This is a genomic window from Halobacteriovorax sp. HLS (assembly GCF_004006665.1).
GTDB lineage: Bacteria > Bdellovibrionota > Bacteriovoracia > Bacteriovoracales > Bacteriovoracaceae > Halobacteriovorax.
The window spans coordinates 454955-467533 of the sequence record NZ_QOCL01000009.1; the positions used below are offsets into that span (position 1 = coordinate 454955).

The window sequence follows — 12579 nt, forward strand, 5'->3', positions numbered from 1 at the left end:
TCTATGAAAATTGCACCTTTATTTAACAAAGAATCATTTGATAATGAAAATATAATTCTTGAAAGCTATAGAGGCCAGAAGGTCTGGCTAGCCTTTTTCCGATACGCGAGTTGTCCTTTATGCAATCTAAGAATTAATGAAATGATTAGAAGGTATAAAGAACTTGAGGCCGAGGGACTGAAGATCATTACTGTCTTTCAAAGTCCCAGGACTAGTGTTGAGAAGTATGTAGCAAAGCAAGAACTTCCATTTCCTTTGATTTGTGATCCCCAGCAAGAGTTGTATCAATTGTACGGAGTAAAAGGTTCATATGGAGGATTAATGTCTCTAGGTGTTGTGCAAAATCTCGCTAAGGCCTCGGCAAAGGGATTTTTTCCAGGCGTTCCTGATGGGCCACTAAATACAATTCCTGCAGACTTTCTAATTAATGAGTTGGGTGAAATTGTGACAAGCTTTCATGGAAAAGACATAGGAGATCATATTCCTTTTGAGGAAGTCTTCAAATTTTTAAAAGCATAATTTTACCACTTTAAGAGCAAAAGAAACCTAATCTGCGTCAGTGATTCATATTTGATTGCTCTCACTTTTACTACTATTCAATATCAGTTAGTAAAATTTGGAAAGTAAAACTATCCTATATAAAGAATAGGAGAGTTATGAATTTTCTTGCCGTAGATATTACTTTTCAAGAAGTACCTAATCAGGTCTCTCTTGTTATTTCATTTACGGGGTGTCCGGTAAGATGTAAGGGATGTCATACCAAGGAAATGTGGAATGCTCGAAATGGAGTTGAATTCACAAATGCTACCTTTTTAAATTTGATGAAAAAGTATAGAGGTCTAATTTCATGTGTCTGTTTCTTTGGTGGCGAGTGGGACGAGGCACGTTTATTGGAATTGTTGATTATCGCAAAAAATCATAATCTCCTAAGATGTTTATACACGGGAGATGAAGCCGTTTCAAAAGAAATTTTAAGTGAGCTAGAGTATCTTAAAACAGGTCCATGGATCCAAGAGCTAGGTGGACTTGAGTCACCACTAACTAATCAAAAATTTATTAATACGAGAACTGGAGAGCTTATGAATGAGCATTTCCAAAAACACACACATTTACATATGAGAGGTAGTCATGTTGAAACTCACGGAAGAACAAATTGAAAATAAAATCGACTTTATTAAAAAATACCAAGAGGCCACCAATGCAGCCTCGGGGTCAAAGTTTGATGCGAATGCCAATGTTTCCTTCAAAAATATCGCAACTTTAGAAGCAGAAATTAATAAGGATATAAACATTCAAGTTAATCGAAGATTAATTAGTAATGAGATTAGGGGTCTCTTTGGTGAAGATCTAGCGAAAGAATATAATAGACAAATTGAAGAACACGAAATTTATGTTCATGATGAAACCTCTCTTAAACCTTATTGCGTTTCAATAAGTATGTACCCGTTCCTCTTAGATGGGATGAAAAAACTTGGTGGTGAGTCTCTTGCACCTGAGCATTTAGAAAGTTTCTGCGGGTCCTTTATTAATCTTATCTTTGCGGTGAGTTCACAGTTTGCAGGAGCTGTTGCGACTGTTGAGTTCTTAATGTATTTTGATCATTTCGCAAGAAAGGACTATGGAGATGCATACTTCGATACTCATAGGTCTATTATCGAGAACCACTTTCAACACGTTGTTTACTCTATAAATCAGCCGGCAGCTGCCAGAGGTTATCAAAGTGTCTTTTGGAATATTTCCCTTTTTGATGAAGAGTATTTTAATACTATGTTTGCTGATTTTTCATTTCCTAATTTTGATAAACCAAAGTGGGAGAGTGTATTCCAACTACAAAAGCTTTTTATGAAGTGGTTTAATCAGGAAAGGCAAAAGGCCGTTCTCACTTTTCCTGTCGTTACTGCGGCAATGTTGGTTGATGATGAAAAACCAATTGATGATAAATTTGCTGACTTTTGCTGTGAGGAGCTAGCACAGGGAAACTCGTTTTTTATCTATCAGTCTAAGAGTGCTGATAGTCTCGCTAGTTGTTGTAGATTACGAAATGAAATATCTCAGAACACTTTTAGCTACTCTTTAGGAGCCGGTGGGGTTGCAACGGGCTCTATCAACGTGATTACAATTAATCTCAATAGGCTTATTCAGCAAGGACGAAGTCTCAAAGAACAAGTGAAGAATATTCATAAGTATCAAGTGGCCTATAGAAGCTTGATGCAGAAATATAAAGAGGCTTCATTGTTGCCCGTCTATGACGCTGGTTTTATCGACTTGAATAAGCAGTTTCTAACAATTGGCATAAATGGAATGGTTGAAGCTGCTGAGTACTTGGGTATTCAGGCCAGCGATAATACAGAGTATACAGAATTTGTTAGGAGTCAGCTTAAAGTCATTTATGATGAAAATATAAGTGCTAAAAAAGAGTATGGTTATATGTTTAATACAGAATTTGTTCCCGCCGAAAACCTAGGGCCTAAGAATGCAAAGTGGGATAGTGAAGATGGATTCATAACAAAGAGAAGTTGCTATAACTCATATTTCTATCCCGTAGAGAGCCTTGAGCTAAATGCTCTCGATAAATTTAAAATGCATGGAAGAGAAATGAATGAGTTTCTTGATGGCGGATCTGCACTACATCTAAATCTTGAGGAGCATCTAAGTAAAGAAAATTATCGCAACTTACTCAATATTTCTGCTCGTACCGGTTGTAATTATTTTTGTACAAATATTTTAGTAACAATCTGTAATGACTGTCATTTCATTGATAAGAGAACTTTAAAGTCTTGCTCTAAATGTAGTAGTACAAATATTGATCATGGAACGAGAGTCATAGGATATCTGAAAAGAATATCTTCTTTTTCAAATCCACGACAGTCTGAGCATGATAGACGGTATTATTTAAACCATCGATAAATAGTTTTGTATCAGGCAGTCTTTTGACTGTCTTGATACTCTTGACCGTACTTCGTATCGATACCTACAATATGTGATCTAAGCCAAAACTTTAGAAAATCAAAGAATGTATGATCAACAGATCCATTTTCTTCATACTTTGCTAAATGTTCTCCAAAAGTCTCTAGAAGCTTTTTGTGAATTATTTTGTGAGTAGCAATGCCCGAAAAATTCATCTTTTCCATAAACTCTTCTTCGTTTGTAAAATGTTCTACTGTGGCATCTTTTAGAGATAGAAATAGGCCTCTAAATTCTGGATTGTTTGGGTTCTCTTTATACATATCGAACATGAGATTCATAATATTTAACAAATTCTTATGTTCATTATTCATATCATCAACTTTTATGTCTAATTCTTCAGACCATTCCATTAAGCTCATAATAACTCCTTTACTAACTTAACGACTTTTATGTAAATATTTTGATTTAAGATTGGCCAAATATTTTGGATAAGTAAGCTTGATAAATATGTTGATAATTATCATCATATCTAGACTTTAGAAGATAGTGGTTGAGTACTTTTTTAAAGTAGTCTTCGCTGGATTTTGAGTGCAAGTTACTTCCAACATTGCAAATCTTATTTGAACCATTCTTAGAAACATAGAGTACTTCATAGAACCATTTACCGTCTTTAATAAGTTGCTCATCAATTGAAGTAAAACCTTCTTCGATTAGATATGTTCTCACTTCAAAGAGGTTATAGTGAGGAGAGAGAAGAAAATCGACATTACTTAAGTCATTATTTTCTATAATTCCTTTTAGTATTTCAATAGTCTCCTTTCCTCCTACTCCACATATGCATATAAGTTTAATATTACCATCATTAAGAACTTTAATTTTGGACGCATCAAGGACCTGGGAGTTTAACTTATTAGTAGAATTAGGAAAGTGATAATCTAGTGTTGCTCTTAGTTTCTCTATTATTGATGGAACAATATCTATGAAGTAAATATTCTTAGCTCTATTTTTCCTGAAAATCTCAATCCCAATCTTTCCATGATCGCAACAGGTATCCCACGCTTCTTGGTAGTTCTTATTTAAAATAGAAATTAACTTCGATATTCTATTGTTGTGCATGCTTTAGAATAATGACGTCTCTTACAATTGATTCACTCATTCTATGAGCAATATTGAACTCTAATGCCAGCATAGAGTGTTTCTGTGCAAGTTCAATAACAACGTCTCTTTTAGGGTTATTAGAGTTATATCCAATTACTATTGAACCATCTTTTTTTAAACATTTCTTCCACTGGGCCAAGCTAATATCGATTGCATCAAAAGGATTATTTAAACCATTGTCGGTTCTATGTTGTATGCCATAAGGGATATCAGTAATGATCAGATCAAACCTTTCTGAGCTAAGTAACTCAGAACAATTCGCTGAATTTCCTGATATCATTTTAAAGTGATTTTTTTCATGAGATACTTCTATAAATTTCCCTAGGCCTAGCTTATTCTTTTTACCAACAAAACCATCCTTTATTGTGGTTCGAATGGAACAAATTTTTGACCATTTCTTTACGATTTGAGTAACATCCATAATTGCGCGAGGGTCTAGCTCTATACCTTTAGAAATAATTCCATACCTAAGGCACCAAAGTAGAGTCGTTGCTCTACCGCACATTGGATCTAGTACTTTTATATTTTCTTTATTATTTATGGAGGCCTTACCTAAATTGATCATCAATTGTGTAAAGCGCTCATTCGTTTTGCCTTTAAATTTACTGCCGAAAATAAAATTATCATGTAGTGAAAATTGTGCTTTTAAATCAAGGGGCTTTAGTGTTCCATCAATTTGCTCAAAGGCGCCATGAAAGAATGACATATACGAAATTTCCTCAAGTGTTTCTTGATCTACTTCAATATCGATAAAATCTAGCAATCCAATACTATTTAATCTAGCTTCTAGGCCTGGAAAGCAAAACTGTAATTCTGCTAAGGCGCATTCAGTATATTGCGCAAAATAAGCGCTTTTGATTTCAGGTGAAATAAGTAGTGAGATTTTCTTCATGGATTCCTAAAATGTAAGACTGTTAAAGGATGGAGCTTAGCATTATTACTACGAATAGGGAATAGTTACCGGTGGTGTACTTTTGTTTGACACTGCAAACTTCTGATTGTAGATACATATTATGAAAAAACTACTTATACTTATATCACTATTATCTTTTAATACTCATGCCTCCGAAGAAGCTGCTGAAGCTTTAGGTGAGAGGCTATTCAATGATTTTCGCTTCTCTGCTTACTTTGCAAAGGTTTCTAAGGGCAATGTTAATCATGAATTGAAGAAGGGCTCTCCTGCAGTTGAAGTTATTGACACTTTAATTGGTCAGACCACTTCACCTTTTATGGGAAAGGCAACGAGTTGTTCTAGTTGCCATATGGTTGATCAGGGTCTTGAGATAGAAGGGCTTGGAATGCGTGGTTATAATGACGCCGCCAAGAGAACTCCTATTTGGTTTAGAGCAAAAGATCAGAAAACGACAACTCTAAGAAATACTCCAGCTTTAATTGGAATTAACTCTAAGTACCTTCCTCATTCATTCGTACATTTTGATGGAGAGTTAGATGGTATTAAATCGACAGTACTAGGGAACTTTACTGGTCGTAATATGGGTTGGCTTGCTTTTGAAAAAGAAGAGGCCCTTAAAAATGTTATAAGAGTATTAAAAGAAGATAATGGTGAAGGTGAACTTGCAAGCGAGTTCGGTGGTAGTTATAGAAAAATTTTAAAGGGAACTGATCCTTCTATTGAAGACGATTTTAGACTCTCAGCTGAATACCGCCTTGACTTAGATACTGCTACTGATGAGGAAATTCTTAAAAAAGTAGAGGAGTATGTTTTTATTTATGTTAAAAATATTGATTTCTCTACTGATGAAGAAGGTAATTATAACGGTAGTGCCTATGATTTCTTCTTAAAAGAAAATGGTATTCCTACTGGACCTAGTAAGAATCAAAGTGTTGGATCTTATACTTCTGGGCTAAGAAGAGCGATTGCGAAATTAGATAAGCCTCGCTATATAGAAGCATTCTCATTAGATACACACGGACGTAAAACACAATTTAAAAAAGAAGAGCTTGATGGTCTAAAAATATTCTTAAACTTAAAGAATAATAGTAGATCAATGTGTCTTCAGTGTCACATGCCACCTTTATTTAGTGATGGTCTTTATCATAATGTAGGTGTGTCGCAAAATGAATATGAAAACATTCATGGAAAGGGAAGCCTTTTAGCAAAGAAGATACCTTCACTTAAAGAGAAGGAAGCATCTAAGATTACTTTTTTAGATATTCCAAATGTTAAAGATGATAATAAGGTTGATTTTGGAGCGTGGAACTTCTTCTCAAGCTCTAAGCAATCAAATTTTAGTAATTATATGCGTTCACTCTTTTGCTCTAGTCCAGCGAATTGTGACGATGAAGAAATTTCTTCTCGTATGGTTGGAAGAATCAAAACTCCAACTTTGAGAAACTTAGGACATTCTGCACCTTACTTTCATAATGGTAGTGAAAAGGATATTCTAGGGGTTTTAAAAGTATATAAGCGTAACTCTGAACTTGTAAGAAATAGAGAACTTGTAAATCCTGCACCTCAATTAGGTCGCATGAATTTAAAGGATAGTGACTTAAAGAATTTAGAAAAATTCATTAAATCACTTGATGAAGAATACGAGTAGTTTTATAGAATATCAGTGTTAATAATCCAATGAATCTGGCATAATTATCCTAAACTTTTAAGGATAATTATGAAAATCAGAGAGAGAATTAAATCCCTAGTAAATAGTAGAACTTCTGGTGAGCATCAGTATCACCAGAATGACTTTATGTATTCAAGAAAAGGCCCTTGGCCTCAGCCGTCTCCTGTTCATCCATGGGGAGAGAGTCCTGCTGTCGTTCATGTTCCATTTAGAGAAGTTGTTGATTGGTGGATATGGATCGGTTCTAGGTATGTAGCAACACTAGGTCTTTCGCCTTATTACTTGTTAAAAGGTTTTCTTTTTCCAGGCCTGAAAGAAGTCAGCGATGAAAAGTTTCAAGATCTCTTAAATTATTCGATGATGAGTAAATTTTTAACTGATCAGCTTGACCAAGCAGATCGAGATATATTTAAAGATTACCTTGGAGAAGATCGCCAATGGTTTATTGTTGATTTACAAGCGGTTGAGGTTGTTGAAACATTTGAAGGTATTTACGTAAGTGCAACAAAAACGCTTTTATATAAAGAAGATGATAAATTTATTGTTCGTTGTATATATGTAGATAAAACAACTACTATTTTTGAAAGTACAGATGGGGATGCTTGGGAACTTGCTAAGTACTTCGTTCTTCAAGGAGGTGCTCTTTGTGCAACTCTAGTCGTTCACCCGCTTCTTCATTTTCCATTTGATAGTATAAATGCAATTTCTAAAACTTCTCTGCCAAAAGACCATGTGCTCTTTAGGTTATTAAGTCCTCATTTTCGTTTTACGTTGCCACTTGAAAATGCAGTACTAAATTATAAATCATCATTACTACAAGAAAAGTGGTATATGACTTACGCTCCTTATCCTGGAGGACCTGCTGGCCTTAGAGACTTACTTGTTGAAGGTTATAAGGGAATAAAAGATAATTTATCCTATCCACCTTTTTCATATAGTTTAACTTCTCCTAAAATTGAAGGTAAGTACGGTGTCTATCTCGCAAAGTATTACGACGTATTCTACTCCTATGTTTCGGAAGTTCTTAAAGATGTGGAGAAGAATGATTTTTGGATCTCAAAATGGGCAGATTATTGCCATAAGCACGTCGTTGACTTTCCAAACGGAGAGAAGATTTGGGAAGGGGATACCCTCATTCGGGCCGTAACAACATATTTGTTTACTGTGACTGTAGCACATTCGACTGATCACTATAATTACGGCCAAATTAATAAGCGTGAAGTTCCATTGAGAATGAGGCAAGCTCCTCCTGAAAAAGGAGTGAAAATGATTAAGAGATCGAAGTTAGTAAAACCTTGGGACCTTATGAAGTACTATATGGCGGATAACTTATTCTTTTCACCAACAACTGTCACAAGCTTGATACAGGCACGATATAATTTTAAAGAGGCCCACAGAGTTAACGCTGCGACTAAGTTTAAAAAAGATTTAATTCAATTAGATTCTGATTTAAAGAAGATGGGGATTGAATATATGCCTTTGAAAAAGATAGCAGCGAGTATTCAATTTTAATGAATGATATTTATATTCTAAGCACTTTATTCTTTGTTGTCGCTACTATTTACTCTATTGCAGGTTTTGGTGGAGGCTCTAGTTATATAGCGCTGCTCATTTTGTTTTCTGTTAACTATACAGTTGCACCTACGATCGCTCTAAGCTGTAACCTCATTGTGGTCACAGTTGGAACGATTAGGTTTATTAGAAATAAGAATGTTCTTTGGAGACTAATACTTCCTTTTATTTCAAGTTCTATTCTCTTTAGCTACATTGGCGGACTACAGAGTATTTCAAAATTTTCATTTCAATTGATATTAGCTCTTTGTTTATTCGCAGCTTCGCTGAAAATGTTACTCTTTAAAAAGAGCGCAGTTGATTTAAAATATAATACTTCACCGCCTATCTTAGGTTCTTTATTTATTGGGGCAGTTCTAGGATTTGTTTCTGGACTGGTTGGAATTGGTGGGGGAATTTTCTTGGCTCCGATCCTCTATATGCTACGATGGGGGAGTCCGAAAAATATTGCCTCAAGCGCTTCTGTTTTCATTTTTGTAAACTCAATCGCAGGACTGATTGGGCATTATCACAAGTTTAATGGATTTATTGATTATAAACCATTTCTTCCACTTCTCATTGCCGTGGGACTTGGTGGTTTTATTGGAAATCATCTAACGCTCAAGAAGATTTCACCAAGACAAATTGAGCTTGTGACAGCTATTCTTGTGCTCATTGTTTCTGTTCGCATCTTTTGGAATTTATTATGAAGCCCGATATTCTTGATCATAAAGTTCTAGAGTCTATGTACAGTAAAAGTGAACTAGGAAATTCATATAGCTTCTTACTGGGGATTGCTTCAGGTGTATTTATTAGTACTGGAGCTTTTATTTTTGTAATGATGCTTCACCTTGATTTCTTTTCGAGTTTGAATAGGCTCTTTGCTAGCAGTACTTTTAGTATTGGACTGATTCTTATTATTTTTAGCAAGACTCAGCTCTTTACCGGTAATAACCTTATGATTCGAAATCTACTCTCAAAGAATATTTCTGGATATATGGTTCTAAAGAACTGGACATTTGTCTATCTTGGAAATTTAATTGGTGCTTTAGGATTTGTAGTTGCCCTTTATTTTTTGTCTCCAACTGTTCTTGACGAACGTTTTATAGAGATTGCGATTCATAAGCTCTCTCTTGGTACAATTACTACAATATATAAAGCGATTCTTTGTAATATCCTTGTTTGTATTGCAGTGGCCTTGGCCATCTTTTTTGAAAAAAAATTATTCAAAGTGATTGCTATTGTCATTCCTATTACATTATTTGTTTTTTTGGGTTTTGAGCACTCTGTCGCAAATATGTTCTTTGTCCCGATGGGTCTTATTTTGAAAGGTGATCTTTCTAATATGCAGCTTTTACTGCTACTAAGAAATCTTAGTCTTGTGACGTTTGGCAATATCGCAGGGGGAGCTTTAGTGTCCCTATCTCTGTACTTTTTTCTTGGTGCCAAAGTAGAACGGGCCGAGGACAAAGTGCACTAGATTCAAAACGAACTAGTTCATTATATCAAATTTTCAATAACTTAGGGTCCTTAGAAGTTGGCACGGATTATGCTTATAAGAAAGCAAGCTGATTGAAAGGGATCTTCATCCCGCCTCAACTCACTTCTTTGTTTAACCATAAATTTGGTTAATATCTAAAAAATCTAAAATTTCTTTTCCTTTTAATCAGCTAAACTTTATTCAATTGTTCTTTCCCAATCTAAACAACTCTTAATAGCGTCTTTAAAAACTTTATTCTTTGAGATCAATGTTCCTTGATTTGATCCTTTTGAGTCGCAGCCACCATGAGTATGGATTCCAATAATTTTATTAGTTGAATTACTAATTATTGAAGAACCAGAGTTACCACCCATAGTATCGACTAAGTGTTCAATCGCAGATGGTTTTAACCAACGACCAATTTTTTTAATTGATCCAGAGTTCGTTTGCTGAGAAAAAGATAGGTTCGGATCGTTTTGGTCAAGTCCGTAACCTGTTATTGTCACTTTATCTCCCAAACGAATAGGAGCTTCTAGGGCCACAGAATAATAACCTTGTACATCTCCTGGATATTTTCCTGTAACCTTATTAGGAAGTAATTTGATGACGGCCCAGTCGTTACCAACTCCGTTATTCTTATATCTTAGGTAATCTTTTGAACGAAGATAGATATCTTCTTTTATTGATTCCTTTAGTCCGGTCTCATCTGAGTCAGGAACGTTGAAAGAAGCTTTTTCGAGTGCATCAACACAATGACCAGCACTAACAGCACACGAACGTCCAATCATAGTAACTGTACATCCAGCAAGTCTATTTAGGCTTGATGCCCTCGCTATTTTTCTATCATTTGATAAGGTTCTATCATCGCTATCTCCACAAATCGACTTGTCACTTGCTTGCGAGTTCAGAGAAATAAATACTATTAAAAATAGAATACTTTTCACTTTTCATCCTTGAAATTAGTTTTAAATATTATCGCTGACAATTTCATTCATCGTCAAATATTGCTAGAGATCATTTACCAATTAAGCTATTCTAGTATTATACAAAATAAGGAAAATTATGAGTCTTACTATTTGGATTGATGCAGATGCTTGCCCGAAACCAGTTAAAGAAGTTGTATTTAAAAATAGCTTCAGACTCAAAGTTCCTGTCATTCTGGTTGCTAATAGTTATATGAGCATCCCGCTAGATCCACTTATTCGTTTTATTCAAGTAGATAAGGGGGCCGATGTAGCGGATCAATATATTGTTGATAACTGTAGCCCTGGAGATCTTGTTATTACCGCCGATATTCCTCTTGCAGATTTCGTTGTTAAAAAAGAAGCTATTGCAATAAATCCTAGAGGTGAAGAATATACTGAGGACAATATTAGCGAGAGGCTTTCAATGAGAAATTTCATGCAAGACTTACGCGATAGTGGGATGGATACTGGTGGCCCTGCTCCGTATGGACCCAAGGACAAAGAAATGTTTACTAATGCCTTAAATCGGCTACTTACAAAATTGTTAAAATAACAGGTTTTTTCTATTTCATTGACTTTCATCCCAGTATTGTAGATAAACATATCTACATCTGAGCATATTATTTAACTTTAGAAAAATCACTGATGCTTGGATTAAGTGATTTCTCTTACAGAAGGAATAATATGTCTGATTTCAGTTCATTGAACTTACACCCATCTATTTTAAGTGCACTTACAAAGAAAGGTTATACAACACCAACGCCTATACAGGCCCAAGCAATTCCTCATGTTATTGAAGGAAGAGATATTCTTGGTATTGCCCAAACTGGGACAGGGAAGACTGCTGCTTTTTCTTTGCCAATTATTCATAGAATGGCAATTGCGAAAGTTAAGATTAAACCAGCAAGAGTTCAGTGTTTAATACTCACGCCAACCCGTGAGCTTGCTCAGCAAATTGAAGATAATATTTCTACCTACGCTAAACAACTAAAGATCTCTAGTAAGGCAATTTTTGGAGGTGTAGGTTACAGACCTCAGGTTCAGGCCATGAGTAAAGGTCTCAACTTTTTAGTAGCAACTCCTGGTCGTTTGTTAGATCTAATGGATGATGGGCATGTTCTTTTTGAGCAATTAGAATATTTTATCTTGGATGAAGCAGATAGAATGCTTGATATGGGTTTTCTAAGAGATGTTAAAAAAGTTATTAAGAATCTACCACCTAAGAAACAAACACTTCTTTTTTCGGCAACTATGCCAAAAGATATTGCAGCACTATCAAAGGAGCTATTGCATGACCCAATTCGTGTAGAAGTTACTCCTGAATCATCGACTGTTGAGAAGATCTCTCAATCAGTTTGCATGGTTGAAAAATCTAATAAGCCTCTTCTTTTGAAAAGTATTTTAGATGACAAAGAAATTAAAAGTGTTCTTGTTTTTACAAGAACTAAGCATGGTGCAGACAGAGTTGTAAAACACCTTGATCGAAATGGTGTTACAGCTGCCGCTATTCATGGGAATAAGTCTCAAGGTGCACGAGAAAGAGCACTTAACGGATTTAGAGCGCAGAAATTAAGAGTGCTGGTAGCTACAGATATTGCTGCCAGAGGAATAGATGTTAATCATGTCTCTCATGTCATTAATTACCACCTTCCAGATGATCCTAAGAGTTATGTACATAGAATAGGTCGTACTGCGAGAGCAGGTAGAGAAGGTAGAGCTATTTCTTTCTGTGATAATGACGAATTAAAATTGCTTAAAGGAATCGAAAAAACGATTCAGACTAAATTATTTGTGGATACGGAGCATGAATATCACGGAGTAGCGCCACATATATCTAAGCAGGTTCAAAACAAACCTAAGACAAAGCATATTCATAATCAAAAAAAGAAAGTTCAAAAAAAGAAAATGCAAAGTAGAAATGTTAAAAGGTAGACGC

General features: G+C 35.2%; 13 protein-coding genes. 9 read left to right on the plus strand and 4 right to left on the minus strand.

Annotated elements, in window-relative coordinates; genetic code table 11:
• Positions 1 to 3 precede the first annotated feature (3 nt).
• From DPQ89_RS11840 to nrdD, 3 genes are all read left to right on the plus strand, one after another.
• Positions 4 to 519 (plus strand): peroxiredoxin, encoded by a 516-nt coding sequence (locus tag DPQ89_RS11840; RefSeq protein ID WP_164848375.1) that lies wholly within the window; start codon positions 4 to 6, stop codon positions 517 to 519.
• Positions 520 to 656: 137 nt separating this feature from the next.
• Entirely contained in the window at positions 657 to 1157 is a 501-nt protein-coding gene (nrdG, locus tag DPQ89_RS11845) for an anaerobic ribonucleoside-triphosphate reductase activating protein (protein ID WP_127717167.1), read from the plus strand.
• Entirely contained in the window at positions 1129 to 2907 is a 1779-nt protein-coding gene (gene nrdD / locus DPQ89_RS11850) for an anaerobic ribonucleoside-triphosphate reductase (RefSeq protein WP_127717169.1), read from the plus strand. The genes nrdG and nrdD overlap by 29 nt, the downstream gene beginning before the upstream one ends.
• 11 nt (positions 2908 to 2918) lie before the next feature.
• On the opposite strand, the gene DPQ89_RS11855 is transcribed toward nrdD, so the two are convergent.
• From DPQ89_RS11855 to DPQ89_RS11865, 3 genes are read right to left on the minus strand one after another with little or no spacing between them, the layout of a single operon-like run.
• Entirely contained in the window at positions 2919 to 3326 is a 408-nt protein-coding gene (locus DPQ89_RS11855; protein ID WP_127717170.1) for a bacteriohemerythrin, read from the minus strand.
• 46 nt (positions 3327 to 3372) lie between these two features.
• Positions 3373 to 4023 carry a tRNA (adenine(22)-N(1))-methyltransferase TrmK gene (locus tag DPQ89_RS11860; protein WP_127717171.1) on the minus strand — a complete coding sequence of 217 codons (651 nt, stop codon included), beginning with the start codon at positions 4021 to 4023 and terminating at the stop codon, positions 3373 to 3375.
• Complete coding sequence (locus DPQ89_RS11865) at positions 4010 to 4957, minus strand: TRM11 family methyltransferase (protein WP_127717173.1); 948 nt, start codon at positions 4955 to 4957, stop codon at positions 4010 to 4012. Before DPQ89_RS11865 ends, DPQ89_RS11860 begins: the two co-directional genes overlap by 14 nt.
• A 121-nt stretch (positions 4958 to 5078) precedes the next feature.
• On the opposite strand from DPQ89_RS11865, the gene DPQ89_RS11870 reads away from it, so the two are divergent.
• From DPQ89_RS11870 to DPQ89_RS11885, 4 genes are all read left to right on the plus strand, one after another.
• Positions 5079 to 6626 carry a cytochrome c peroxidase gene (locus DPQ89_RS11870; RefSeq protein ID WP_127717175.1) on the plus strand — a complete coding sequence of 516 codons (1548 nt, stop codon included), beginning with the start codon at positions 5079 to 5081 and terminating at the stop codon, positions 6624 to 6626.
• Positions 6627 to 6695: 69 nt separating this feature from the next.
• Complete coding sequence (locus DPQ89_RS11875; protein ID WP_127717176.1) at positions 6696 to 8159, plus strand: hypothetical protein; 1464 nt, start codon at positions 6696 to 6698, stop codon at positions 8157 to 8159.
• Positions 8159 to 8908, plus strand: a complete 750-nt coding sequence (locus DPQ89_RS11880) for a sulfite exporter TauE/SafE family protein (protein ID WP_127717178.1) — start codon at positions 8159 to 8161, stop codon at positions 8906 to 8908. Before DPQ89_RS11875 ends, DPQ89_RS11880 begins: the two co-directional genes overlap by 1 nt.
• Complete coding sequence (locus DPQ89_RS11885; RefSeq protein WP_127717179.1) at positions 8905 to 9678, plus strand: formate/nitrite transporter family protein; 774 nt, start codon at positions 8905 to 8907, stop codon at positions 9676 to 9678. Before DPQ89_RS11880 ends, DPQ89_RS11885 begins: the two co-directional genes overlap by 4 nt.
• A 197-nt stretch (positions 9679 to 9875) precedes the next feature.
• Here DPQ89_RS11885 and DPQ89_RS11890 read toward each other — a convergent pair whose 3' ends face one another.
• Positions 9876 to 10622 carry a serine protease gene (locus DPQ89_RS11890; protein WP_127717181.1) on the minus strand — a complete coding sequence of 249 codons (747 nt, stop codon included), beginning with the start codon at positions 10620 to 10622 and terminating at the stop codon, positions 9876 to 9878.
• A gap of 118 nt (positions 10623 to 10740) precedes the next feature.
• On the opposite strand from DPQ89_RS11890, the gene DPQ89_RS11895 reads away from it, so the two are divergent.
• Positions 10741 to 11196, plus strand: a complete 456-nt coding sequence (locus DPQ89_RS11895) for a YaiI/YqxD family protein (RefSeq protein ID WP_127717182.1) — start codon at positions 10741 to 10743, stop codon at positions 11194 to 11196.
• Positions 11197 to 11327: 131 nt separating this feature from the next.
• A complete protein-coding gene (locus tag DPQ89_RS11900) occupies positions 11328 to 12575 on the plus strand; it encodes a DEAD/DEAH box helicase (RefSeq protein WP_127717184.1) in 1248 nt (415 codons plus the stop codon).
• Positions 12576 to 12579 lie beyond the last annotated feature (4 nt).

What these genes read in the sequence shown, in the direction of transcription:
- DPQ89_RS11840 (WP_164848375.1), top strand. Translation starts at nt 4, where the DNA reads ATGAAAATTGCACCTTTATTTAACAAAGAATCATTTGATAATGAAAAT.
- nrdG (WP_127717167.1), top strand. Translation starts at nt 657, where the DNA reads ATGAATTTTCTTGCCGTAGATATTACTTTTCAAGAAGTACCTAATCAG.
- nrdD (WP_127717169.1), top strand. Translation starts at nt 1,129, where the DNA reads ATGTTGAAACTCACGGAAGAACAAATTGAAAATAAAATCGACTTTATT.
- DPQ89_RS11855 (WP_127717170.1), bottom strand. Translation starts at nt 3,326, where the DNA reads ATGAGCTTAATGGAATGGTCTGAAGAATTAGACATAAAAGTTGATGAT.
- DPQ89_RS11860 (WP_127717171.1), bottom strand. Translation starts at nt 4,023, where the DNA reads ATGCACAACAATAGAATATCGAAGTTAATTTCTATTTTAAATAAGAAC.
- DPQ89_RS11865 (WP_127717173.1), bottom strand. Translation starts at nt 4,957, where the DNA reads ATGAAGAAAATCTCACTACTTATTTCACCTGAAATCAAAAGCGCTTAT.
- DPQ89_RS11870 (WP_127717175.1), top strand. Translation starts at nt 5,079, where the DNA reads ATGAAAAAACTACTTATACTTATATCACTATTATCTTTTAATACTCAT.
- DPQ89_RS11875 (WP_127717176.1), top strand. Translation starts at nt 6,696, where the DNA reads ATGAAAATCAGAGAGAGAATTAAATCCCTAGTAAATAGTAGAACTTCT.
- DPQ89_RS11880 (WP_127717178.1), top strand. Translation starts at nt 8,159, where the DNA reads ATGAATGATATTTATATTCTAAGCACTTTATTCTTTGTTGTCGCTACT.
- DPQ89_RS11885 (WP_127717179.1), top strand. Translation starts at nt 8,905, where the DNA reads ATGAAGCCCGATATTCTTGATCATAAAGTTCTAGAGTCTATGTACAGT.
- DPQ89_RS11895 (WP_127717182.1), top strand. Translation starts at nt 10,741, where the DNA reads ATGAGTCTTACTATTTGGATTGATGCAGATGCTTGCCCGAAACCAGTT.
- DPQ89_RS11900 (WP_127717184.1), top strand. Translation starts at nt 11,328, where the DNA reads ATGTCTGATTTCAGTTCATTGAACTTACACCCATCTATTTTAAGTGCA.